The following is a 22,787-nucleotide window of genomic DNA, read 5'->3' on the forward strand; positions in this document are numbered from 1 at the left end:
CGCCTGGCTTCATCACTACAATCATCACAGACCCCATACCGGGATCGGTGGTCTTACTCCATCAGAACGCGTTCACAACCTCACGGGGAACTACACCTAACGCGCCTCCGCAACGCAAGCGGCCCGGCATCTTTTGTAGATGCCGGGCCGTCCGCTCATCGGGCTACAGCTCGCAGGAGACGCAGCCTTCAACCTCGGTGCCCATGAGGGCCTTTTGGCGCAGGCGGATGTAGTAGAGCGTCTTGATGCCCTTGCGCCAGGCGTAGATCTGGGCGCGGTTGAGGTCGCGGGTGGAGACGGTGTCCTTGAAGAACAGCGTCAGCGACAGACCCTGGTCGACGTGCTGCGTGGCGGCAGCGTAGGTGTCGATGATCTTTTCGGGGCCGATCTCGTAGGCGTCCTGGTAGTACTCGAGGTTGTCGTTCGTCATGAACGGCGCCGGGTAGTACGTGCGGCCGATCTTGCCTTCCTTGCGGATCTCGATCTTCGCGACGATCGGGTGGATCGAGGACGTCGAGTTGTTGATGTAGGAGATCGAACCCGTCGGCGGGACGGCCTGCAGGTTCTGATTGTAGATGCCGTGCTCCATGACGGAGGCCTTGAGCTCGCGCCAGTCCTCTTGCGTCGGGATGTGAACGTTCGCGCCGGCGAAGAGCTGACGGATCCGCTCGGTGGCGGGTTCCCACACCTGGTCGGTGTACTTGTCGAAGAACTCACCGGAGGCGTACTTCGACTCCTTGAAGCCGCCGAAGGCCTGGCCGCGTTCGATCGCGATCTTGTTGGATTCGGTGATGGCGTGGAACAGCACCGTGTAGAAGTACATGTTGGTGAAGTCCAGACCCTCTTCGGAGCCGTAGAAAATGTTCTCGCGGGCGAGGTAGCCATGCAGGTTCATTTGGCCCAGGCCGATGGCGTGCGACTCGTCATTGCCGCGCACGATCGAGGGCACCGAGGTGATGGTCGTCTGGTCGGAGACGGCGGTCAGCGCGCGGATCGCGGTGCCGACGGTCTTGCCGAAGTCGGGCGAATCCATCGACATGGCGATGTTCATCGAGCCGAGGTTGCAGGAGATGTCCTTGCCGATGTGGGAGTAGGTGAGGTCCTCGTTGTATTCGGAGGCCTCGCTGACCTGGAGGATCTCGGAGCAGAGGTTCGACATGATGACCTTGCCCTTGACCGGGTTAGAGCGGTTCACCGTGTCTTCGAACATGATGTACGGGTAGCCGGACTCGAACTGGATCTCGGCGAGCGTCTGGAAGAAGCGACGGGCGTTGATCTTCTTCTTCGTGATGCGCTTATCGTCGACCATCTCGTAGTACTTCTCGGACACGGAGATGTCGGAGAAGGGCACCCCGTAAACGCGTTCGACGTCGTAGGGCGAGAAGAGGTACATGTCCTCGTTCTTACGCGCGAGATCGAACGTGATGTCGGGGATGACGACGCCGAGCGAGAGCGTCTTGATACGGATCTTTTCGTCCGCGTTCTCGCGCTTGGTGTCGAGGAACTTCAGGATGTCGGGGTGGTGCGCGTGCAGGTAGACGGCGCCGGCGCCCTGACGGGCTCCGAGCTGGTTGGCGTAGGAGAAGGAGTCTTCGAGCAGCTTCATCACGGGGATGACGCCGGAGGACTGGTTTTCGATCTTCTTGATCGGAGCGCCGTGCTCACGCAGGTTGGTCAGCAGCAGGGCGACGCCGCCGCCGCGTTTGGACAGCTGCAGGGCGGAGTTGATGCCGCGGGCAATCGACTCCATGTTGTCTTCGATGCGCAGCAGGAAGCAGGAGACGGCTTCACCGCGCTGGGCCTTGCCCGAGTTGAGGAACGTCGGGGTGGCGGGCTGGAAGCGGCCGGAGATGATCTCGTCGACGAGTGTGATGGCAAAGTCTTCGTTGCCATCGGCAAGGGTGAGGGCGACCATGACGACGCGGTCCTCGAAGCGTTCGAGGTAGCGCTTCCCGTCGAAGGTCTTCAGCGTGTAGGACGTGTAGTACTTGAACGCGCCGAGGAACGTTGGGAAGCGGAACTTCTTCGCGTAGGCGTGGTCGAAGATGCGGTGGAGGAACTCGTTGGAGTACTTCTCCAAGACGTGGCCTTCGTAGTAGCCCTCGTCGACCAGGTAGGTGAGTTTTTCGTCCAGCGAGTGGAAGAACACCGTGTTCTGGTTGACGTGCTGCAGGAAGTACTGCCGAGCAGCCTGCTTGTCGGCGTCGAACTGAATCTTGCCGCTGTCGTCGTACAGGTTCAGCTTCGCGTTCAGGGCATGGTAGTCGAGATCTTCGCTCGCGAAACTCTCTAGGCCGGTGTCAGTGAGCGTTTCTGCCAAAATTCTTCCAATCCTTCTTTTACCCGATCGACGTCGTCGGGGGTTCCAAGGAGCTCATAGCGGTAGAGCAATGGCACCTGGCATTTGCGGGCGATGATATCGCCGGCGATGCAAAAGGCGGTGCCGAAGTTAGAGTTGCCCGAGGCGATGACGCCGCGGATAAGCGACCGGTTGTGCTCGTCGTTCAAGAACTTGATGACCTGCTTGGGGACTGCTCCCCGCTGGTTGCCACCGCCATAGGTGGGAACGATCAGGACGTATTCTTCGTCGACGCGCAGGAACGGGTCTGAGGGGCGAAGCGGAATCCGGGAGGCGAGTAGTCCGAGTCGCTCTACGAATCGGTGGGTGTAACCCGACACCGATGAAAAGTAGACGATACGAGCCATGTCATCCTCCCGGATTCTTCTGGTGAACCGTCGTCGAGGGTTACGCGCTGACGGTCTGCACGGCGGCGACGCGGGCCAGGGCCTTGATGCGGTCCGGGCGGAAGCCCGACCAGTGGTCGCCGTCGGCGAAGACGACGGGGGCCTGCACGTAGCCGAGAGCCTTGACGTTCGCGAGCGCTTCGGCGTCCTCGGTGATGTCAACGACGGTGTACTCCAAGCCGTTCTTCTTCAGCGCACGGTAGGTGGCATCGCACTGAACGCAGTTCGGCTTGCTGAACACGGTAATGCTCATGAGAGCACACTCCTTAGAAGTCTGGTTAACGGCGTCCTCGCGGGCCATTTTTCCGGGGTGTTACACCCGTGTCGTTCGATTCATCTCGAACCGGCTCGCTGACTTCTGTCACTATACCTTGTGATCGATCGAAAGCGCGACCACTACATCTAGTGTGCGGTGCATTCTAGATCGAATAACTATACAAAACTGTCCACCACCTCCTGTGGATGATTTTTGGGTCGGTGTGGATAGGCCGACGCGAGCGGGTTGGGCGCGCAGGCTAAGTCTGGCGGGCACCACCGACATTGGCGCGGTGCACGCCGCACGAACCTGTACGAAACCCGCTCCTGAGGCTCGTCGAGCAGCAACCGAAACGGCGTGCGGCAGGGGTGTGCAAAGTGGGGACGTAGGATTGTCCACAGCCTGTGCGAACTGTGGAAAGCGACGAATGGCGCCCGGTTGAGACAAGAAAAATGTGGCGCAAAACGACTTCGCCCCGGCGTGTCGAGCGAGGCGACATCCGGGCCGGAGCTGAGGGGAAAGTTGCCGTTAGTTTAGGCGGCCGAGGACCTCGTTGACGAGTTCCTCGAGCTTGCCAAGGGCTTCGTCGGTGGTTTCGGACAGGTCGAAGGCGAGGTAGGTGTCACCCTTCATGATACTCACCGAGATCGCTTCGTAGTCTTCCTCGCCTCCGGTGGTCAAAAACTTATAGGCCTGTACCTCGCCTGCATCAACGTCGAAGTCGACCGGCGTCAGCGTCTCCGTTTCCTTCCGCTCACCCATGGAGCGCGTGGAGGTGCCGCACTTGTCACGGTGCTCCTTCAGCTTGCCAAGGTCGTAGCTCATGGCGTCCTTGTCCATCGCGAGGATCATCACCTCGAGGCCGGGCGTGATCGCCTGGGCGACCTGCTCCGCTTCAGCATCGTCGAGGTTGACGATGCTCGGCAGAGACTTGCACTCTTCGGGCTCGACCTTGACCTTGTCAGCGTCTTCCTCCTCCATCTGGGCGATGGCCTGGAACATCTGTCACGGCCGGAGCCTTCGGGGGCTTCTTCCGTGGCGTCGTCGCTCGCTTCTTCGGTCTCCTCGGGCGCCGCCGCCGTCGTGGTGGCGGTGGCGGCCGGGGTGGTCGTGGCAGGGGCTGCTGCCTTCTCGCCGCCGGAGGCGTAGGCGCTCAGCAGGAGGGCGGCGGCTGCGCCCGCGGCGAACAGGCGGGCAGCGCGAGGGGTAGTCTCATCGGCGGGGGCCTTTCTGGCTCGTTACAGTCGCGAAAGGACTGTCGTAGTCAGTTCATCTAGCTTGGCTTGATCGGCGGTTTCGGGGCCGGCGACGGAGGTGACGACGAGGTTATCGCCCTTCGTCGCCATGACGGTGACGACGGTCTGGGACTCGCCGGCAATCTCCTGCTGGACCTGCTGGCCAAGGACCTCGTCTGCCGAAACCGACGACTTGGCTTCCGAAACCTTCACGGGCACGCTCGTCCCGTTGACTTCGAGGGTGTACTCCGAGCACTTGCTCATAATGTCGCGGAGCTTAGCGAAGTCGACGTCCTTGGCGGCGCCTGCGTACACCTGAACGGAGGCGGCCCCGCCGCCGGACTGGCTCAGGGCCATCACCGGAGTCTTCTCCATGAGGGCGCGGGCTGCTTCGGTGCCTCGGGCGGCACATTCGGCCGGCTCGGACTTCACGTCGCCCATGGTTTTGAGCTGCTTGTTGTAGGCGTCCATGTAGGACTTCAGCTGCTCGGGCGCAACGACCTGGAGTTCGGTGTCACCGTACTTCAGGCCCTTGACGACATCCGCCGAAACTTCGGAGGGCGCCGCGTCATCCGTCGGGGATGCGCCATCGGACGGGGCCGCGCTGGTGGCAACATCGCTCGAGGCGGACTCGGCCGGGGTGGTTGCCGAGGGGGCTGCAGGGTTGGACGTGTTTCCGGAACAGCCGGCGATACCGAGGGCTAGCGCGGCAGTGAGGGCGAGCAGTCGAAGACGTACCTTCATCGCAATCCCATCCTTTGGCGTCTATCGTGTTGTGCGATACAACGGTTGCCCCAGATTCAACCACAGGATGGCGTGGAGTGCGAGAGTTCGTTTCAGATCAGGCAGATCGTTGCCGTACTGAGACGTGCGGTTAGCATTCCACGACGTTGACGGCGAGGCCGCCCGTCGAGGTCTCCTTATACTTGCTCAGCATGTCCTCACCGGTCTGGCGCATCGTCTCGATGACGACATCGAGGCTGACCGTGTGTCGGCCGTCGCCCCACAGGGCCATGCGGGCCGCGTTGATGGCCTTCATCGCGCCGATGGCGTTGCGTTCGATGCAGGGAATCTGCACGAGACCGCCAACTGGGTCGCACGTGAGTCCGAGGTTGTGTTCCATCGCGATCTCGGCCGCGTTTTCGACCTGGCTCGGGGTGCCGCCCATCGCTTCGCACAGGCCTCCTGCGGCCATGGCGGAGGCGGAGCCGACCTCGCCCTGGCAGCCAACTTCCGCGCCCGCGATGGACGCGTTCGTCTTGATGAGGGAGCCGATCGCGGTGGCGGCGAGGAGGAAGCGGCGCACGCCATCGGTCGTGGAGTCCGGGACGAACTGCAGGTAGTACTTAATGACCGCGGGGACGATACCCGCGGCGCCGTTCGTCGGCGCGGTCACGACGCGGTGGCCGGCAGCGTTTTCTTCGTTGACGGCCAAGGCGTACAGGTTCACCCAGTCGACGGCGCGCAGCGGGTCTTCGCAGTCGCCGATGGGGCCGCGCTGCTCGCCAGCGGACAGCTCGGAGTAGAGCTTCGCGGCGCGGCGCGGGACGCCGAGGCCGCCGGGCAGGGTGCCGTCGGTGCGGCAGCCCGCGTCGATGCATTCGCTCATCGCGTCCCAAATGGCGTCGAGGTGCTTATCGACGTCGATGCGGATGCGGGAGGATTCCTCGTTCGCGCGCACGACGTCGGAGACCGACAGGCCGGCGGCCGCGCAGTGGTCGAGGAGCTGGCGGGCGGAGGCGAACGGGTAGGGCGCGGCGGGGCAATCATCGTCGCTCCCCTTGCTCTCATCGGACAGCGAGCGCACGGCGGTGGCCTCCTCGGCGCGCTGTTCGTCGGTGAGTTCGTCGTCGGGAATCTGTTCGACGACGAAGCCGCCGCCGACGGAGTAATAGGTGCGCTCCAAAAGGACGCCGTCATCGCCGTGCAGCGTGAAGGTCACGCCGTTGACGTGGTAGTCGAGGACGGTGTCGGGCACGAGGGCGACGTCGTCGGTGAAGGAGAATGGCACCGCGATCTCGCCGGCGATGACCAGCTCGCCGCTCTCACCGATGCGGTCGACGAGGTTTTCCACGATGTCCATCGGGACGGAGTCGGGCAGGAAGCCGGCAAGGCCCCACACGACGGCGAGGTCGGTGGCGTGGCCGCGGCCCGTCGCGCCGAGCGAGCCGTACAGGTCGACGGTGATGCGTCGCGGGGCGGGGCCGTCGCGCAGGACGGCGAGGCATTCCTTGGCGAAGGCATAGCCGGCCTTCATCGGGCCGACGGTGTGGGAGGAGGAGGGACCGAGCCCGATCTTGAACAGGTCGGCAACGCTCAACGGGCGCGGGGCCTCGTGGGCGGGCATCGCGCCCGCATATAGCGCGTCGGCGCCGAGGCCGCGGGCGCGCGCGGGGCCGGGCATGACGGAGCGCTTCGTCGGGGTGATCGGCAGGGATTTGCGGGCCGAATGCGGCCGGGTGAGGTGGTATTCGACGTGTTGCCCGGGGGTAGAGCGGGGTGCCGAAACGTCGTGTCGATCAGTCATGCCATAACCTCCATGTCGTCCCGTTACCGGGGTGGCCTGCCTGTAAATGGTTACACGTTTCGTCCGATTTTCCTATCCCAAGTACGGATAGGCTAGAGCCATGAGTGACGCGAAGATGAACGTCGAATCGTTCAACCTGGACCACACCAAGGTGGCGGCGCCCTATGTGCGCGTCGCGGACCGCAAGACGCTTTCCGGCGGGGATGTGCTCGTGAAATACGACGTGCGGTTCTGCCAACCGAATCGCGAGCACCTCGAGATGCCGGCGATCCATTCGCTGGAGCACACCTTTGCTGAGAACGTCCGGAATCATTCGAATGACGTCGTCGATTTTTCACCGATGGGCTGCCAGACCGGCTTCTACCTGCTCATGGCCGGGGAGCACAGCGACGAGGAGATGTTCGACCTCATTGCCGCGACGCTCGAAGACGTGCTCGCCGCGAGCGAAGTGCCCGCTGCGAACGAAGTGCAGTGCGGTTGGGGCGCGTCGCATGACCTGGCCGGGGCGAAGGCCGCGGTGCAGCGCATGCTTGACGCGCGCGAGTCCTGGTCGCTGGTGATGGCCTGATGCGTGCCGTCGTCCTCGCCGCGATGCCCGAGGAGGCGGCGCCCTATACGCAGCGGAGTCTCGGCGGCGATGTCACGGTCGCGGTCACGGGGATCGGCGCGGTCAACGCGGCCGTCACGGCGACGCGGCTGGTCGCCGAGTACTCCCCCGACGTCGTCATCTCGACGGGGTCGGCGGGCGGGCTGGGCGACGGCGTCGCGATCGGGGATGTCATCGTCGGCACCGAATACCGTTACCACGGCGCGGATGCGACCGCGTTCGGCTATGAGCTCGGCCAGATTCCGGGGATGCCGCCCGCATTCCTCGGTGATGCCACGTGGCTCGCGCGCGCCGAGGTGCTCGCCGCGGACGCGGTTTTCGACGGCTCGTCGCGGATCCATCTGGGCGGCATGCTTTCGGGGGATTCGTTCATCGCCGCGCACTTGGTTGCCGAGGTCCGAAAAACTTTTCCGGCCGCGCTGTCGACCGATATGGAGTCGACCGCGCTCGCGCAGGCGTGCCACCTCGCGAAGATGCCGTTTATCTCCGTGCGCGCGATCTCGGACCTGTGCGACGGGTCGGCGTCGGATAGCTTCCACCTGACGCTCGACGAGGTCGCCGCGCGGGCAGCGACCGTCGTCGAACATCTGCTAGCTCACCGCTAGTCGTTCACCATCGCCTCGATCGGGCTCGTCTTCGCCGCGGTGCGCGCGGGTAGGACGGACGCGATGAGCGCGGCGGCCAGGGCGACGCCGACGATGCCGGCGAGCCAGCCCCATGGCAGCCACAGCGAGAGGTCGAAACCGAGCTGAGCGGATAGGGCGCGCACGCCCGCCCACGCTTCGAAGACGCCGAGCGCGATGCCTCCGAGCGCGGCGACGATCGCGATGAGCGCCGCCTCGATCGCGAGCATGGCCCGCATCTGACCGCGGGTGAAGCCGAGCGCGCGCAGCAGGCCGGATTCTTGGCGGCGCTCCAGCACCGACAGCGCGAGCGTGTTTGAGACGCCGATAATGGCGATCGCGATCGCGGCGCCGAGCAGGCCGAGGATGACGTACATCATCGTGTCGAGGATGAGCATGAAACGGACTCGGTCGAAGGCGCCGCCGTCGACCGCGATGCCCTCCGCCATCGCGCGGATATCGCTCGATAGGGCGTTGAGCTGCTTGGAGGTCATGTCGTCGGCGAGGCGCACGATGACGGCGCCGGGCTTCGTCTCGATGCTCGAGTCCTTCGCGAGTGTTGCGAGGTCGTCGGCGGTGAGCCACGCAATGCCGCTCGCCGGGCCCCGCCCCTCGACGAGGGTGAGGTCGCGGGCCGCGGTCGCGATCGTGCCGTCGGCGTTCGGGGCCGCATCCGGCACCGGGAAGTGCAGCGTCACGCGGTCTGTGTCGGACAGTTCCCAATGCGAGCGGACGCCGGCCTCGCCCGTCGCGGGCTCGACGACTTTCGCGCGCGCGAGCGCGAGCGCCTCGTCGGTCATCCCGAAGACGCGGACCGTCTGGGGCATAGCCTCCTGGCTGGCCTCGCCGGCGGCGGTCGACGGTGGGGACTCGGGCTCGGGTACCTGTGGAGCCTCCGGAGCTTCGGGAGCTTCGGGGCCCGCGGGGGTTTCGGGCTTTTCGCCCTCGCCGCCGGGGTTGAGTGCCGCGAGCTGCTCGGCCGTCGGGACCGTGCCGACATAGGCCTGCGCGACCTGGACGGGTTCGGCCGACACGACGCCTTCGAGACCGCGGATGGTTTGAAGCTGCTCGTCGGTGAACTCGGCGCCCTGGGCGATGAGGTCGATGGGGCGACGATCCTCGAGGATCGAGGTCAGCGAGTGCTCCATCGAGTAGCGCCCGGTCACGACCGTGACGACGAGCCCGATGCCGACGACGAGCGCCGACGCGGTCGCGGCGGTGCGGCCCGGGTTGCGCGAAGCGTTCGCGGCGGCGAGTTCGCTCGGCGCCCAGCGCTTCGCCCAGACCGCGGAGATTGCCTTGAGCAGGCCGGGGACAATGAAGGCGTACAGGATGATGGCGCCGATGAAGATCGCCATGCCACCCGGCATCGCGAGCAGCAGCGATTCGCGGCGGATTCCCAGCACGAGCGCGGCGACACCGGCGCCGGTGATGAGCAGCCCCATGATGAGGCGGACGATGCCGCGCTTGGAGCGCACGGGCGCGAGGTCGGCGGGACGCAGGGCCGCGAGCGGGGCGACGCGCGTCGCGCGGCGGGCGGGCCCGAACGCGCAGATGAGCGTGAGGATAATGCCGACGATAAGGCCCGCGATCATGGGCGTGATGGTGTCGGAAACCGCGGGGCGGAGCTGCAGCATCGGGAAGAGCCACAAGACGAGTCCGCCGCCGAGGACCGCTCCGATCGCGGAGGCGACCGCGCCGACGACGAGGGCTTCGGCGAGCACGAGGCGTCGCACCTGCCCGCCTTCGGCCCCGATGCAGCGCAGCAGCGCGAGTTCGCGCGTGCGCTGGACGACGAGGACTTGGAACGTCAGCGTGATGACGATGCCCGCGACGACGGCGGCGATGAGCGAGAACACGGACGCGACTGCGGTGATGATGCCGCTGCCGTTCGTGAACTGGGCAAGCTCGTCCTCGACCGACTCGTTGACGGTCTTGAACTCGAGCGCATCGGGGACCTCGAGGGTGAGCAGGTCGGCGTCCTTCAGCCGCTCGATGAGCTGGCCGTCGCTCACTCCAGAATCGGCCTTCACGATAATGCGCGCGACCTCATCGAAGGGCGAGCCGAGCCAGGTCTGCTTCTCCGCGGGCACAACGGCCTGCGGGAAGGAGAAGCGGCCGGTTTTAAAGACGCCGACGACGGTGACGCGGGCGCTGTCGTTTTGGTGTCCGATCGGTCCGGCGTCGACCTCGTCTCCGACATCGACGCCGAGCTGTTCGGCCGTGGCGGCGTCGATCGCGATCTGGTTATTGGCCTCGGGCCAGCCGCCGCGGTCGATCTCCTGCCAGCGCAGGGCCGGATCGATGAGGCGGAAGCCCTGCATGTGCGCGATCTCGCCGCTCTTGCGGGCTTCGACCGCGATGTTTTGGACCAGCCCTGCGGCCGCGACCCCGTCGATCTCGGCGATCTTGTCACGCACCTGGCCGCACGGGTCTTTGACCTCGGGCGCATCCGTGTCGCCGTTAGCGTCGAGGTTCTTCTCGAGGTAGGCGCTCGTGATCGTGTTTGTATGACACGTCACCTGGCCGTTGGCGTTGGTGAGGATCTCGGCGAAGGCCTGGCGCATCGTCGAGGTGAACGCGCCGCCGAGCGAGAGCGTGACGACGACGAAGGCGACCGCGACGATGACGGCGATCGTCGTCGCGAGCAGTCGCGAGGGTTTCGAGCGCAGTTGCGCGACCAGCACATCCTTCACTGGGCGACCCGCCGTCCCTGGTGTGCGCTCGGGTGTTCGTCGGACACGATGTGCCCGTCGGCCATGGACAGGATGCGGTCGCCGACGCCGGCCGCGTCGGGATCGTGCGTCACCATGAGGACGGCCTGGCCGAGCTCGTCGACGGCATTGCGCAGCAGCTGGAGGACCTCGGCGGAGGAGGACGAGTCGAGGTTGCCGGTCGGCTCGTCGGCAATGAGCACCGCGGGCCGGGTGAGCAGGGCGCGGGCGACGGCGACGCGCTGCTGCTGGCCGCCGGAGAGCTCATAGGGGCGATGCTCGAGGCGGTCGGACAGCCCGAGGGTCGCAATGAGGCGCTCGAACCATTTGTCGTCGACCTGGCTGCGCGCCATCTTCGTTGGTAGGACGATGTTTTGCCGCGCGGTCATTGTCGGCAGCAAATTGAACGCCTGGAACATGAAGCCGATCCGGTCGCGGCGGAAGCGCGAGAGCTGGGAATCGCTCATCGCGCTGATGTCCTCGCCCGCGATCTCGACGGTGCCCGACGTGATGGAGTCCAGTCCGGCGACGCAGTGCAGGAACGTGGATTTGCCGGAGCCGGAGGGACCCATGACGGAGGTGAACTGGCCGGCGGCGATGTCAATGGACACGTCGGACACGGCGGTGACGGCGGCTTCGCCGCTGCCATAGATTTTGGTTAGACCCCGGGTGCGGATGGCTGGCACTGAACTCGACATATCACCATCGTGCCAGGTGAGCCGGTGGCGTACATTCCACCTTTCGTAGGGCGGCAACCCTGAGCTTGGGTAGGATCGGTGCCATGTCGTTCAATACTTCCGATCCAAAAACGGCCCAGCGTCCGGCCTCGCCCGCCCGCTCGCCGCTCGTGATCGTGCTCGCCGTCCTGTGTGCGTTGCTGATCGCTGGCATCTTCTTCCTGCTGGGAAGGATGGGCGCGATGCAGGCGGCACAGCCGACCGAGACCGCGGGTGCTTCCGCGGCCCCGACGGCGACGGCGACGCCAGAAAAAGACCCGGAGGTCCTCAAGCTGATCCGGGCGCAGCCGACGCGCGAGGAGGGCGACCCGTACGCCCAGGGTAAGGTCGACGCCCCCGTCGTCATGGTGGAGTACTCCGATTTCTCCTGCCCGTTCTGCGCGCAGTTCGCGAACACGACGAAGCCGGAGCTGAAGAAACTCATCGACGACGGCACGCTGCGCATCGAATGGCGCGACCTCGCGCTCTTCCCCGAGGGCAAGACCACCGGCGCGGCGGCGCGCGCCGCCGCCGACCAGGGCAAGTTCTGGGAGTTCCACGATGTCGTCTTCAAGGCGCACTCCGGCGGCCACCCGTCCTACACCGAGGACGAGTACGTCGAGTTTGCGAAGCAGGCCGGCGTCGAGGACCTCGATAAATTCCGCGAAGCGATCAAGAACCCGGAGCTCGAGAAGAAGGTCTTCGAAAACACCGACTCGGCGATCCGCACGCTCGGCCTGCGCGGCACGCCCGCGTTCATCATTAACGATGAGGTCGTCTCGGGCGCTCAGCCGACCGAGCATTTCCAGCAGGTAATCCAACAGGAACTCGCCAAGGTCAACGCGAATAAGTAGTCCAGCAGATACGTCCTGCGAAGGATTTTGTGCGGGCGGTCTCACCCCTACCCTGGTAGGTATGAGACCGCCCGCACTGCTGCTTAGCCACCTGTCGAAGGAGTTCGGCGGCCGTCGCGTCGTTCGCGACCTCTCGCTCGAGATCCCCGTCGGCTCCTTTTATGGCATCGTCGGCCCGAACGGCGCCGGCAAGACCACGACCCTGTCGATGGCGACGGGCCTGCTGCGCCCGAGCGCGGGCAGCGCCGCGATCGCGGGCCAGGACGTGTGGGACGATCCCGCGGCCGCGAAGGAACGGCTCGGGGTCCTGCCCGATGCGATGGCGACGTTCGACCGGCTGACCGGCGGCGAGCTCCTCATCTATACCGGGCTGTTGCATCGGCTCGATAAGACGACCGTCGAACAGCGCACCGCCGACCTGCTCACGACGCTGGGCCTTACCAACGACGCCCGCAAGCCCGTCGCGGATTATTCGGCGGGCATGCGGAAAAGATTTTGCTCGCGACGGCGCTCATCCATTCGCCGAGCCTGCTCGTGCTCGATGAGCCGTTCGAGTCCGTCGACCCGGTCTCGGCGTGCACGATCCGCGCGATCCTCGCTCAGTTCGTCGCCGGCGGCGGCACCGTCGTCATCTCCTCGCACGTCATGGAGCTCGTCGAGGCGATGTGCGATCACGTCGCCATCATCCACGACGGGCAGGTGCGCGCCGCGGGCACGCTTGCCGAAGTGCGAGGCGAGGGCTCGCTCGTCGACCGCTTCATCGATATCGTCGGCGCCGAATCGCTCGCGGAAGGATCGCTGTCGTGGTTGCGGTCCTAACCGCGCTGCGTTGGCGCCTGTGGCGCGCCGAGTTCGCGCATGCGCGCCGCTGGGTCGCGGCGATCCTCGGCCTGCTGTCCGTCCTGCCGATGTTCCTCCTTGCGATGATCGGGGTCGGGACGCTCGCGAGCAGCGCGCCGGAATATCTCCCGCACGTGCTCTCGCTCGGGGCCGCGATGCTCATCCTGGGGTGGCTCGTCGCGCCCCTCGTCGCCGGCGGCCTCGATGATCCGCTCGCGGCGGATCGGTTCTCGCGCACGCCCCTGCGCGCCCGCGAGCTGCAGCCCGCGCTGCTGGTCGCCTCGATCATTTCTATTCCCGCGGTCCTCACGACGCTCGCGTGGATCGCCGCCCTGATCCTCGTCATGCTCGCGATCGGTACCGGGCGCTACCCGGCGGCCAGTTCCGGTGCGCTCGGCATGGCGCTCGTGGCCGCCCCGATCTGCTTCGGGCTCGGGCTCTACCTCTGCCTTGCTGCGCCGCGCGCGATCCTCACCGCCGTCGGGGTGGGCGGCATTAGCCGGCGCGGCCGCGAACTGCTGTCGGCCTTCGGCATGATCGCCGCGATCGCGGTGCTGTATTCCGGCCTGTCGTTTCTGCTCGGCTCGCTCGAGACCGCCGATGCGGTCGACCTCACCAACCTGCTCACAGACGCGGTTGCGATCGCGTCGTGGACGCCCCTGGGCGCCCCGGCGGCGATCCCCTTCGACCTCGCGAGCGGTGCCTATCTCATCGGCTTCGCGCGCCTTGCGATCGTCCTCGTCACGTGCGCGGCGATCTGGCTGTGGTGGCGCAAGAACCTCGACGAAGCACTCATCACGCCCTCGAGCCTGGGATCGGGCACCCGCCTGCGTGGCTCGCGGCGCGCCGACCTACCCGTCGTCGACGAGGGCGTCATGAAGATCCTGCCGACGACCCCGCTGGGCGCGGTTATCGGACGCTCGGTGCGCTACTGGCTGCGCGATTCGCGCTATTTCATCTCGCTGCTGCTCTCGCCGATCATTCTCGCGTTCGTCCTGTATATCAACCGCGAGAACGCAGCGATGGTGCTCGGCCCGTTCGCGCTGTTCACGATGGTCGTCTCGATGCAGCAGCTCATCAACGACCTGGGCTTCGACGGCCCGGCGGGCTGGCATGCGATCATCCACGGGCTCGATCCGAAAATCTCGCTGCGCGGGCGCGGCATCGCCGCCCTGCTCGTCACGGTGCCGACGATCCTCCTCGCGACACTCCTGGCTGCCACGCTCGCGGGCTCGCTCGCGTTTATGCCCCTGGCCGCGGCGATGATCGTGGGCGCGGCCTGCACCGTCGTCGGCGTCGCGGCGATGCTGTGTGTCCTGCTGCCCTATCCCGTCCAGGCGCCCGGCACGAACGCGTTCAAGATGAACTCGGGGCAGTCCTCGGCCGCGTGGATTTCAGGTCTGGCAGGGATTCCCGCATATTTCGTGCCGATGCTGCCCGCGATCATTTTCGCGCTGCTGGGCCTGCATTTCTGGGCCGGTTTCGCGGCGCTCGCGGCCGGGTTCGCCCTGCTCGCGATCGGCTGGATCGCGGGGCCCCGCATGCTCGCCGACCGCGAGGTCGAGATCTATCACAAGGTAAAAACCTGGGCGACGTAGCAGACTTGAGACATGGATATCGTCTTCGCCTCCGGTTTTGGGCCCGAGCAGACGCTCACGGATTCGTCCTCGGCGTTTTCGTACGGGCGCTGGCTGCTGTTCATCGTCGGCGCCGTCGTCGCGCTCGTCGTCCACCTGACGAAGGCGACCGCTCGGCCGGTCGCGAACGTCGCCACCGCGGGTATTGCGGCGCCGGTGCTGTCCGTCGGGGAGGATGCGACGAGCCTCGCGCTCTCGCTCGCGGCGATTCTCGCGCCCGTGATCGCGCTCGTGTTGCTCGCCTTCACGGTGTTTGGGTTGGCGTGTCTGGTGACGCGCCGGCGGCGACGCGGCGAGCGGAAGCGGCTCGAAGCTATGGACTTTTAGCTCGTCGAGACCGGGTCGCGTTTCGGGATCGACTCCGGGTTCGCGCGCGGCGCACAGCCCGGCCCGAGGAGCTCGGCCAGGCGGTCGACCGTGATTCCGCCGTGGGCCGGTTTGTCGGCGAGTAGCCGCGCGACCGCGATATTGGCGCGCGAGGCGGCCGTGATCGGATCCGCGCCGCACGTGATGAGCTCGTGGAGCAAGACGGCGAGGAAGTTCTCGCCCGCGCCGAGCGAATTCGTGATCGTCACCGGCTCGCCGGGCACGTGGCTCGGCTCGGCCGGCCAGCTGCCGTCGGGATTGCGGGAAAGGACGAGGCAGCCGCGCTCGGCCAGGGTCATGACGCAGACCTCGGCGCGGGAGGCGTGCGCGACATCGGCAAGGACCTCCGCCTCGCGACCGCGCGCGCGGGAGGACGACATCGTGATGTATCGGGCGGGCAGGAAGGGCGCGACCCACTCGTCGAAGCACACGGGGGCTTCGGCGAGGATCCCGAGCTCGGCCTCGCCCGTCGGCGGCGGGCAGTGGCCCGCGGGCGGCAGGCCGTCCTCGCTCGCCTCCTGGTAAGCGGCGAGGTCATCGCGGATCATCGGGTCGACGTTTTGCAGGTCGACCGCGAACGGGAGGTTGCGCTTCGCGAGTTCGGTCGCGAGCCCGGCCGCCATGCGCCGCGAGGTGAGCACGGTGATGTCGGCCTGCGTGACGTCGGGCAGGAGATCGTCGACGTGGAAAGCGATGCCGGGTGAGTCGGTGAGGTCGTTGAAGATCTGGCGCGCTCCCGCGTCGTCGTAGAGCACGACGCTGCGCGGGGTGCGCGCGAGCGAGCGCGTGCACAGGTGCGTCGACATGTCGAAGCGGTAGGCCTCAGTGTCGATGAGCGCCGTCGGGTAGTCCTCCCCCAGCGGTGCCGCGAGCGCGACATCGTTGCCGAGGGCCGATAGCGCGCGGGCAACGGAAAAGCCCATGCCGCCGACGCTGTGCCGGATCTCGTGGTGGTAGCTCGCATCGTGATGCAACGTGACCGGGAAGGAGCCGATGGGGACGGTGGTGCGCTGGTTGGCAATCCCCACAACGATGACTTTCATAACCCTCCTCCCGCGTCTTTGCGGAATCGCGTCGTTGCGTCAGGTGTCGTGTGCCAGCCTACTCGGTATTTTCCCCCTGCGGAGCAGATGCGACGTTTTCCCGATGTTCAGTCTCGAGCGTGATCGTCATGCGGACTAACACGATGACGGCGATGGCGAGCGCGAGGAGCGTCGCGACGAGTCCGGCGATGATCGAGGCGGTCAGTGCGAGCGTCGTGTACCCGATGAGCGCGGCGATCGCGGCGGCGCCCGCATAGGGCAGCTGCGTCGTCACGTGCGTGATGATGTCGCAGCCCGCACCGGTGGACGACAGGATCGTCGTATCGGAGATCGGCGAGCAGTGATCGCCAAGGACCGCGCCCGCGAGGACCGCGCCGAGCGCGGGAATGAGGAATTCGCTCGCGCCGACGGAGTTCATGATGTCGCCCGCGATCGGGATGAGGATGCCGAACGAGCCCCAGGAGGTGCCCGTCGAGAACGCCATGATCGAGGCGGCGAGGAACATCACCGGCACGAGCATCGCGACCGGCAGGTCGGCGCTGCGCACGAGGTTGCCGACGAAGGTGCCGGTGCCGAGCGTCGTGATGAGCTTGCCGAGCAGCCAGGCGAGCAGCAGGATCTGGATCGCGGGCCACATCGAGGCGGCGCCGGAGCCCGCGCCGCGTGCCATGGTCGCCGCGGTGATGTGTTCGTGCGGGCGGATGGCGCGCCAGCACAGCGCGACGGCGGCAATGAGGCCGATGAGACCGCCGATAACGAGGGACTCCGCGACCTTGGTGTTTTCCAGCATGCGCATGAGGTCCCAAGTCTCGCCGTAGAGCGCACCGGTGACGAACATCGCGCCGATCACGCCGGTGACGAGCGCGACGAAGGGCACGATGAGCGCGGCGATCCGGCCCGTGGGCGCCTGCGGGAGGTTATCGGAGACCTCGCCTGGGATGTTCGCCTTGCTCGAATACGTCCGCCCGTGGCGGATCGCGCGGTGCTCTTCGGCGCGCATTGGACCGAAGTCGAGGGAGAAGGCGACGACGGCGGTGACGAGCAGGACAGCCGCGATCGCGTAATAGTTCGCGGCGGCCGCGCGAAGGAAGGCGCCGATATCGGAGACGGCGAGTGAGGACGCGGCGATCGTCGGCGCGATGAGCGCAATGATCGAGGCGCCCCAGGAGGAGAACGGCACGAGAACCGTCACGGGCGCCGACGTCGAGTCGATGATGTAGGCGAGCTTCGCGCGCGAAACGCGGTATTTATCGGTGACGGGCTTCGCGACCTGGCCGACGGCGAGGGCGTTGAAGTAGTCGTCAATGAAGATGCCGATGCCCATCGCGGTGCCGAGCCATTGCGCGCCGCGTCGGCCCGAGATGCGGCGCGATGCCCACGCGGAAAACGCCTGCGAGCCGCCCGACATGAGGACGAGCGAGGTGATCGCGCCGAGCATCAGGAGGAACGCGAGGATGTAGATGTGGTCGGTTTTGATCGCGCCCTCAGCGTAGACGAGGCTGAGCGCGGCATTGCCGAGGGCCTTGAGCGTGCCGATCGGGTGGAAGTTCGCGATGAGGAGCGCGGCGCTGATGACGCCGAGGCCGAGGGACAGGATGACCTTGCGCGTGAGGATCGCGAGCAGGATCGCTATCAGCGGCGGCACAATCGACACCCACGGGGCCGCTTCCATGAGGGACGCGGAGGGCAGGACGGTTGGGAGCAAGGCGCTGATATTCACGCCCTAAAAATACTTTTCTAGGGGCGCGCGGTTTCGTGCGTGTCCATCCGCTGGGCAGTCGTGGTGAGGGACACTTCCACCGCCTTGATCGTCGCGGTGAGCTCTACGCCCGGCTCCAGCCCCATCGTGCGCACCGAGGCGAGGGTGACGTCGGCGCTGATCGTCCAGGTTTTTGCCCCCGAACGCGCGGGCAGGACCTCGGCTGCGACGCGTGCGAGGCGGCCCGCCTGCTCGACGGAGACGACGCGTGTCGACAGCACGTTGCGGGGCGAGCCGGCGGGGCGCTGACCCGCCGGATAGAGCGAGACGGCCGACGGCGCGAACAGCGCGATCGCGGGGCCCGCGGCGAGTTCGGCGGCGTCCTCGGCGCTGGCGGCGACGCCTGTTATCGCATAGGGGGCGTCGGCGATCGTGAGCACGTGCGGGTCCTCGGGGTCGGCGTGCGCGCGACCGATGAGCATGTTCATGCCCGCGAGCGCCGCCGTGAACTCCGTGCGCGGGTACGTGAGGATCTCGTGCGCGGGGCCCGATTCGATGACCTCGCCGTCGCCGAGCACGATCGCGTGGGTCGCGAGCGAGGCGACGTCCAGGAGGTTATGGGTGACGAGGACGACGGTCGGCTTCGTCGCGGCAAAGCGCCGGGCGAGCAGGCCGCGGATATCGGCCGCGGCGTCGACGTCGAGGGCCGCCATCGGCTCGTCGAGGAAGATGACGTCCGGGTCGGTCGCGAGCGCCCGGGCGAGGGAGACGCGCGCCGCCTGGCCGCCCGAGAGCTGCCACGGCCGCCGGTCGGTCAGGTGCGCGCAGCCGACCGCGGCGAGTTCCGCGCGGGCGCGCCGGCGGGCCTCGTCGGCGGCGATGCCGCGCGAGCGCAGCCCGAAGGCGACGTTGTCCTCGGCGCTCAGGTGCGGCAGCAGCAGGGGGCGCTGGGCGAGCAGGGCGATGCCGCGTTCGCGGGTTGGGACGTGCTGCGAGCCCGAATCGAGGGTGCGGTCACCGACTTTCACGGTCGATCCCGGGCCGTCGAGCAGGCCGCTCATGACCTGGACGCATGTCGATTTGCCGGAGCCATTGCGCCCGAGCAGGGCGACGACGTCACCGGCAGCGACCTCCAGCGGCACGTCGACGCCACGTTCCGGCACGCGGATGTGAGCGGAGATCGGAGCACCCATCGTGCCCGAGCGCGGGAGTTCGTCGGGCGACTCGGCCGTGGCGGGTTCGGCGTCGGCGTCGTCGGCCACCGGCGTCCGCTTGGCGCTCCCCTGCTGCCAGGCGGTCACGGCCACGACACAGATGGCGACGCCGATGAGGACGGCGGCGAGCGCGAGCGCGATATCGGGATCGGTCTCTCGCTGCAGGTAAATCTCCAGCGGCATCGTGCGAGTGACGCCGGTGAGCGAGCCCGCGAACGTGAGCGTCGCCCCGAATTCGCCGAGCGAACGGGCGAGTGCGAGCGCCGTGCCCTGCGCGATCGCGGGCGCGACGAGCGGCAGGGTCACGCGCGACAGGATGCGGGTCGGCTTCGCGCCGAGCGTCGCCGCGATCGACTCGTGGCCCTGTTCGCGCACCTGCAGCGCGCCCTGCAGCGCGACGATGAGGAACGGCATCGACACGAAGGTCTGCGCCATGATGACGGCCGTCGTCGTGAACCCGATCTGGATGCCGATCGAGTCGAGCCAGGACCCGATGAGGCCGCGCCGCCCGAAGGTCTGCAGCAGTGCGAGGCCCGCGACGACGGGCGGGAGCGCCATCGGCAGCAGGACGAGGACGCGCGCGACCTTCACGCCGCGCCACCGGCCCGACAGCAGGATCGAGGTGGGGATACCGAGGACGACGGCGAATGCCGTCGACGCGAGGCACGTCTTCAGGGAAAGCCAGAGCGCCGAGCGGGCATCGCTCTCGCCCATGATTTCGGGGATACGAGTCCACGGGACGCGGGTACCGAGCCCTAGGAGCGGGACGACGAGTGCGGCCAGGCCAACGACGGCGAGGAGATACACCCACGATGGCACGGTGCCGCGGCGCAAATTTTCCGGCATAACTAGAGGCTATCTCAGGCCCGGTTTATTCTCAGGACAAACGGACGGCTAGGCCCAAGGGAGCGGCAATAGACGCACAGGACGCGAAGGAACTGGGGCACAAGGCGGGCGAGAGCGAGGTCGTCCATCACGGTGCCCGCCTCGGACACGCCGCCAACGGGCTGCTGCATCTGCTGGTCGCCTACCTCATCGTTCGGCTCGCGCTCGGCGCGAACTCGGAAGACACGGACCACACGGGCGCGCTCGCGCTCCTTGGCGACTCCGCCTTCGGTGTGATCGTGCTGTGGGTCGTGATCGTGGGTCTCGTGCTGCTTGCCCTGTGGCAGGGCAGCGTAGCGATCAGCGCGAACAAGACGACCGACCGCCTCCCGGCGGCCGGAAGAACGGTGGTTCACCTCGTGGTCGCGGGCGTCGGGCTCGCGATCGCGCTGGGCTGGGGCACGAGCTCGGACACGGAAGAAGAAGCGGCGTCAACGGCGCTGTCGCTGCCCGGCGGGGTCTTCATCGTCGGGGCGGTCGGGCTCGTCATCATCACGATCGCGGGCTACCACATCTACAGCGGCATCAGCGCGAGGTTTTTAAAGCACCTGGATCGCCATCCCCCCGCGCGGTCCTGATCGCGGGGCGGGTCGGCTGTGTGGCGAAGGGGGTCGCGCTGCTCGCGACCGGCTCGCTGTTTATCTTCGCGCCTGTCAGCCATGACCCAGACGAAGCGGGCGGCTTAGCCGACGGGATCGCGAAACTCAGGGAATTGCCGCTCGGGCAGCTCCTGTTGATCGCGATCGCCGTCGGCTTCGCCGCCTACGGAATCTTCTCGTTCGCTCGCGCGCGCTACTTAGCGTCGGCGCCCGCGCCGAAGCCGTAATCGGCGAGGATCTTTTGGCCCTCAGCCGAGAGCACCATGTCGATGAACGCCTGGGCGGCCTTGTTGTCCTTGCCCTTCTTCGTCAGCGCGATCGGGTACTTGTTGACGACCTTATCGGCGCCGTCGATGGCGATGATCTCGACCTTGTCGCCGGCGGCCTTCGCGTCGGTCGTGTAGACGAGGCCCGCGTCGGCTTCGCCCGCCTCGACCTTGCCGCGCACGTCGGTGACCTTCTGCTCCTCGGAGACCGGCTTCAGCGTCACGCCGAGGTTCTCGGCGAGGGTCTTGGTCGCGTTGCCGCACGGCACGCCGGGCGCGCAGACGACGAGGCGCTTGCCGTCGAGGGAAGCATCGAGGCCCGTGATCTTCGCCGGGTTACCGGCGGGCACGATGAGGGTGAGGACGTTCGTCGCGAACTGCTTGTTGTCCTCGACGAGGTCGGACTCGGTCGCGCGCTTCATGTTCTTCTCGTCGGCTGAGGCGAACACGTCGGCCGGTGCGCCTTCGGACATTTGGTCGACGAGCGTCGAGGAACCCTCGAAGGAATACTTGACCTTGACCTTCGGGTTTTTCTTCATCAGCTCATCACCGATATCGGAAAACGCCTTATTCAGCGAGGCCGCGGCAAAAACCGTGACTTCGCCGGTCAGCTCATCGGCCGGCGTCCCGCCGTCGGCCGGAGCATCCTTAGCGCCGCCGCAGGCGGACAGCAGCATCGCGCTGGCAGCCACGAAAGCGAGGGCCGCATGACGGATCTTTTTCACGACAGTATTCACCCCTTGGTTGAGACGCGCTCCGCACGCAATGACGGTCGCTCCCCTCGGTGGGAGTCCTGGCGCGTAGCTTACCGTCACCACACACCCGAGGCTATCACAGGAGCTACATGCCGATGCGAGTCATGGCGTCGTAGAACAGCGAGCGCCCTAACACCTCGGAGGCGAGCACGACAACGAGCGCGCACGTCGCGACGGTCGCGATCATCGTGAGCGAGCGGTGCGAGGTCGCGAACGAGTACATGAAAAAGCCGAGCAGGCAGGCCCCGACGATAAGCAGGACGATGCGCGCGAGGAACCAGTTGTTGTAGAACGCTTCGCGGGAGGCTTCCGGCATCGCCGCATCCGCGCCCATCGTCGTGATCTGCAAGATGAACAGGACGATCTGGACGATCGCGAGGGCCGCGACGGCGATCGCGATGAGGCGGACCGTACGCTGCAGCATGTCCTGGGTTTGTTCTTCAATGACCTCGTCGCGGCCGCCCAGCTTGCGGCGGCGCCACATCGTCACCGTCATGAGGCCCGCGCCGACGGCGAGGGCGCCGAGGAGGAACGTCGTGACGAAGAACGTTGCGGGGGTCGTCCACAGGTGCCAGAACGGGACCGTCGGCAGCGAGTAGTAGACCATCGACATGACGAACACGAGACCGAGGCCCACCAGGGCAGTGAGGACGCCGAGCGCCTGGCGCAGGCGCGGGCTACCGATCTTCTTCCACTGCAGGAAGGAGAACAGGAAGCTGAGGCCGGCGAACAGGATGCCGAAGAGGATCTCGCGGCTGAGCCAGCTCGAGCCGAGGTGGCGGAACGTGTTGAGCGCGTTGAACGGGTTGCCGAGGTGCAGCATCGAGCCGAGCAGGCCAAGCACGAGGATCGGGCCGATCGCGAACAGCGCGGGGTCGGTGAGCTTGTCGACCGGGTTCGTGGCGGGCACGTAGTCGAGCTTGAATTTCGCGAGCAGGCGCCCGATCGCGTTGCTGGGCTCGGCGGGGCCGGCCGGCGCAGTCTGGGCCGTCTCAGTCGCGCCGTACAGGCGCGGGGCGAGCAGCTAGATGATGCCGAGGACAACGAACGCGCCCACGCACATCTGCGCGAGGATCGTGAAGGAGATGAGGGGCAATTCGTGGACGTTCATTGCTAGGTGTATGAGGTCATGACGTTGTCTACACGTTCGTGGACTCGGCTGGCCGGTGGCTGATCTGCACAGGCGGTATGAGGCCGATGATAGTT

At 66.6% G+C, this 22,787-nt stretch carries 22 protein-coding genes and 1 pseudogene; 9 read left to right on the forward strand and 14 right to left on the reverse strand.

Translation table 11 applies throughout. The annotated features are described in order from the left end of the window. Positions 1-100, forward strand: a 100-nt coding sequence (locus BSZ39_RS07565) for an integrase core domain-containing protein (RefSeq protein WP_143180426.1), incomplete at its 5' end; no start/stop codon positions are given. A 63-nt stretch (positions 101-163) separates the two neighbouring features. Here BSZ39_RS07565 and nrdE read toward each other — a convergent pair. The 6 genes from nrdE to BSZ39_RS07595 form a co-directional block, all read right to left on the reverse strand. Beyond that, positions 164-2,320, reverse strand: coding sequence for a class 1b ribonucleoside-diphosphate reductase subunit alpha (gene nrdE, locus BSZ39_RS07570; protein WP_073716755.1), 2,157 nt, complete (start codon positions 2,318-2,320; stop codon positions 164-166). Further along, positions 2,290-2,706: a class Ib ribonucleoside-diphosphate reductase assembly flavoprotein NrdI gene (nrdI, locus tag BSZ39_RS07575; RefSeq protein WP_073716756.1), complete on the reverse strand. Its 417-nt coding sequence runs from the start codon at positions 2,704-2,706 to the stop codon at positions 2,290-2,292. Before nrdI ends, nrdE begins: the two co-directional genes overlap by 31 nt. A 40-nt stretch (positions 2,707-2,746) precedes the next feature. Next, complete coding sequence (gene nrdH, locus BSZ39_RS07580) at positions 2,747-2,998, reverse strand: glutaredoxin-like protein NrdH (RefSeq protein ID WP_073716757.1); 252 nt, start codon at positions 2,996-2,998, stop codon at positions 2,747-2,749. A gap of 531 nt (positions 2,999-3,529) precedes the next feature. Then, positions 3,530-4,003, reverse strand: a complete 474-nt coding sequence (locus tag BSZ39_RS07585) for a hypothetical protein (protein WP_073716758.1) — start codon at positions 4,001-4,003, stop codon at positions 3,530-3,532. A gap of 236 nt (positions 4,004-4,239) precedes the next feature. Continuing rightward, complete coding sequence (locus BSZ39_RS07590; RefSeq protein ID WP_073716759.1) at positions 4,240-4,980, reverse strand: hypothetical protein; 741 nt, start codon at positions 4,978-4,980, stop codon at positions 4,240-4,242. A gap of 130 nt (positions 4,981-5,110) precedes the next feature. Next, positions 5,111-6,640 (reverse strand): L-serine ammonia-lyase, encoded by a 1,530-nt coding sequence (locus BSZ39_RS07595; RefSeq protein WP_073716770.1) that lies wholly within the window; start codon positions 6,638-6,640, stop codon positions 5,111-5,113. Positions 6,641-6,863: 223 nt separating this feature from the next. Here BSZ39_RS07595 and BSZ39_RS07600 point away from each other — a divergent pair, with 223 nt between their 5' ends. Together BSZ39_RS07600 and mtnN are read left to right on the forward strand one after the other, a co-directional pair. Then, positions 6,864-7,331 (forward strand): S-ribosylhomocysteine lyase, encoded by a 468-nt coding sequence (locus tag BSZ39_RS07600; protein WP_073716760.1) that lies wholly within the window; start codon positions 6,864-6,866, stop codon positions 7,329-7,331. Beyond that, the gene (gene mtnN, locus BSZ39_RS07605; RefSeq protein WP_073716761.1) at positions 7,331-7,975 is read left to right on the forward strand and encodes a 5'-methylthioadenosine/S-adenosylhomocysteine nucleosidase; all 645 of its coding nucleotides are present in this window, start codon (positions 7,331-7,333) and stop codon (positions 7,973-7,975) included. Before BSZ39_RS07600 ends, mtnN begins: the two co-directional genes overlap by 1 nt. Here the strand turns inward: mtnN and BSZ39_RS07610 are convergent. Then, entirely contained in the window at positions 7,972-10,689 is a 2,718-nt protein-coding gene (locus BSZ39_RS07610; protein WP_083603063.1) for an FtsX-like permease family protein, read from the reverse strand. The two genes, mtnN and BSZ39_RS07610, sit on opposite strands and share 4 nt — an antisense overlap. After that, positions 10,686-11,405 (reverse strand): ABC transporter ATP-binding protein, encoded by a 720-nt coding sequence (locus tag BSZ39_RS07615; protein WP_073716763.1) that lies wholly within the window; start codon positions 11,403-11,405, stop codon positions 10,686-10,688. Before BSZ39_RS07615 ends, BSZ39_RS07610 begins: the two co-directional genes overlap by 4 nt. 83 nt (positions 11,406-11,488) lie before the next feature. Here BSZ39_RS07615 and BSZ39_RS07620 point away from each other — a divergent pair, with 83 nt between their 5' ends. The 4 genes and pseudogenes from BSZ39_RS07620 to BSZ39_RS07635 all read left to right on the forward strand — a co-directional run bounded on the left by BSZ39_RS07620 (position 11,489) and on the right by BSZ39_RS07635 (position 15,081). After that, on the forward strand, positions 11,489-12,277 hold the full coding sequence (locus BSZ39_RS07620) for a DsbA family protein (RefSeq protein WP_073716764.1): 789 nt from the start codon (positions 11,489-11,491) through the stop codon (positions 12,275-12,277). 61 nt (positions 12,278-12,338) lie between these two features. Continuing rightward, positions 12,339-13,096 (forward strand): annotated as a pseudogene (locus tag BSZ39_RS07625) (ABC transporter ATP-binding protein). After that, on the forward strand, positions 13,081-14,715 hold the full coding sequence (locus tag BSZ39_RS07630) for a hypothetical protein (protein ID WP_073716765.1): 1,635 nt from the start codon (positions 13,081-13,083) through the stop codon (positions 14,713-14,715). Before BSZ39_RS07625 ends, BSZ39_RS07630 begins: the two are co-directional and overlap by 16 nt. A gap of 12 nt (positions 14,716-14,727) precedes the next feature. Next, positions 14,728-15,081 carry a DUF4126 domain-containing protein gene (locus BSZ39_RS07635; RefSeq protein ID WP_073716766.1) on the forward strand — a complete coding sequence of 118 codons (354 nt, stop codon included), beginning with the start codon at positions 14,728-14,730 and terminating at the stop codon, positions 15,079-15,081. Here the strand turns inward: BSZ39_RS07635 and BSZ39_RS07640 are convergent. Genes BSZ39_RS07640 through BSZ39_RS07650 form a run of 3 tightly spaced genes read right to left on the reverse strand, consistent with a single transcriptional unit; the run spans position 15,078 to position 19,922 of the window. Next, on the reverse strand, positions 15,078-16,163 hold the full coding sequence (locus tag BSZ39_RS07640) for a carbohydrate kinase family protein (RefSeq protein WP_073716767.1): 1,086 nt from the start codon (positions 16,161-16,163) through the stop codon (positions 15,078-15,080). The two genes, BSZ39_RS07635 and BSZ39_RS07640, sit on opposite strands and share 4 nt — an antisense overlap. Positions 16,164-16,221: 58 nt before the next feature. Then, on the reverse strand, positions 16,222-17,883 hold the full coding sequence (locus BSZ39_RS07645; RefSeq protein ID WP_245792457.1) for a Na+/H+ antiporter NhaC family protein: 1,662 nt from the start codon (positions 17,881-17,883) through the stop codon (positions 16,222-16,224). Positions 17,884-17,900: 17 nt separating this feature from the next. Then, positions 17,901-19,922 carry an ABC transporter permease gene (locus BSZ39_RS07650; RefSeq protein WP_073716768.1) on the reverse strand — a complete coding sequence of 674 codons (2,022 nt, stop codon included), beginning with the start codon at positions 19,920-19,922 and terminating at the stop codon, positions 17,901-17,903. A 92-nt stretch (positions 19,923-20,014) separates the two neighbouring features. On the opposite strand from BSZ39_RS07650, the gene BSZ39_RS13880 reads away from it, so the two are divergent. Then, the gene (locus BSZ39_RS13880; protein ID WP_281247118.1) at positions 20,015-20,539 is read left to right on the forward strand and encodes a DUF1206 domain-containing protein; all 525 of its coding nucleotides are present in this window, start codon (positions 20,015-20,017) and stop codon (positions 20,537-20,539) included. A gap of 20 nt (positions 20,540-20,559) precedes the next feature. Continuing rightward, complete coding sequence (locus BSZ39_RS13885; RefSeq protein ID WP_158025113.1) at positions 20,560-20,787, forward strand: DUF1206 domain-containing protein; 228 nt, start codon at positions 20,560-20,562, stop codon at positions 20,785-20,787. Here the strand turns inward: BSZ39_RS13885 and modA are convergent. From modA to BSZ39_RS14215, 3 genes are all read right to left on the reverse strand, one after another. After that, on the reverse strand, positions 20,754-21,551 hold the full coding sequence (modA, locus tag BSZ39_RS07660; RefSeq protein WP_245792458.1) for a molybdate ABC transporter substrate-binding protein: 798 nt from the start codon (positions 21,549-21,551) through the stop codon (positions 20,754-20,756). The genes BSZ39_RS13885 and modA overlap by 34 nt on opposite strands. 115 nt (positions 21,552-21,666) lie before the next feature. Further along, the gene (locus BSZ39_RS07665; RefSeq protein WP_073716769.1) at positions 21,667-22,491 is read right to left on the reverse strand and encodes a dimethyl sulfoxide reductase anchor subunit family protein; all 825 of its coding nucleotides are present in this window, start codon (positions 22,489-22,491) and stop codon (positions 21,667-21,669) included. Positions 22,492-22,605: 114 nt separating this feature from the next. Continuing rightward, the coding region (locus tag BSZ39_RS14215; protein ID WP_222842896.1) for a hypothetical protein at positions 22,606-22,787 on the reverse strand (182 nt) is incomplete at its 5' end.

The organism is Bowdeniella nasicola (genome assembly GCF_001907295.1).
In the GTDB taxonomy this organism is placed as follows: Bacteria; Actinomycetota; Actinomycetes; order Actinomycetales; family Actinomycetaceae; genus Bowdeniella; species Bowdeniella nasicola.

Excerpts from the sequence above, each read along its gene's own strand:
- nrdI (WP_073716756.1), bottom strand. The coding sequence starts at position 2,706 with ATGGCTCGTATCGTCTACTTTTCATCGGTGTCGGGTTACACCCACCGA.
- nrdH (WP_073716757.1), bottom strand. The coding sequence starts at position 2,998 with ATGAGCATTACCGTGTTCAGCAAGCCGAACTGCGTTCAGTGCGATGCC.
- BSZ39_RS07585 (WP_073716758.1), bottom strand. The coding sequence starts at position 4,003 with ATGTTCCAGGCCATCGCCCAGATGGAGGAGGAAGACGCTGACAAGGTC.
- BSZ39_RS07590 (WP_073716759.1), bottom strand. The coding sequence starts at position 4,980 with ATGAAGGTACGTCTTCGACTGCTCGCCCTCACTGCCGCGCTAGCCCTC.
- BSZ39_RS07595 (WP_073716770.1), bottom strand. The coding sequence starts at position 6,640 with ATGCCCGGCCCCGCGCGCGCCCGCGGCCTCGGCGCCGACGCGCTATAT.
- BSZ39_RS07600 (WP_073716760.1), top strand. The coding sequence starts at position 6,864 with ATGAGTGACGCGAAGATGAACGTCGAATCGTTCAACCTGGACCACACC.
- mtnN (WP_073716761.1), top strand. The coding sequence starts at position 7,331 with ATGCGTGCCGTCGTCCTCGCCGCGATGCCCGAGGAGGCGGCGCCCTAT.
- BSZ39_RS07615 (WP_073716763.1), bottom strand. The coding sequence starts at position 11,405 with ATGTCGAGTTCAGTGCCAGCCATCCGCACCCGGGGTCTAACCAAAATC.
- BSZ39_RS07620 (WP_073716764.1), top strand. The coding sequence starts at position 11,489 with ATGTCGTTCAATACTTCCGATCCAAAAACGGCCCAGCGTCCGGCCTCG.
- BSZ39_RS07635 (WP_073716766.1), top strand. The coding sequence starts at position 14,728 with ATGGATATCGTCTTCGCCTCCGGTTTTGGGCCCGAGCAGACGCTCACG.
- BSZ39_RS07640 (WP_073716767.1), bottom strand. The coding sequence starts at position 16,163 with ATGAAAGTCATCGTTGTGGGGATTGCCAACCAGCGCACCACCGTCCCC.
- BSZ39_RS07650 (WP_073716768.1), bottom strand. The coding sequence starts at position 19,922 with ATGCCGGAAAATTTGCGCCGCGGCACCGTGCCATCGTGGGTGTATCTC.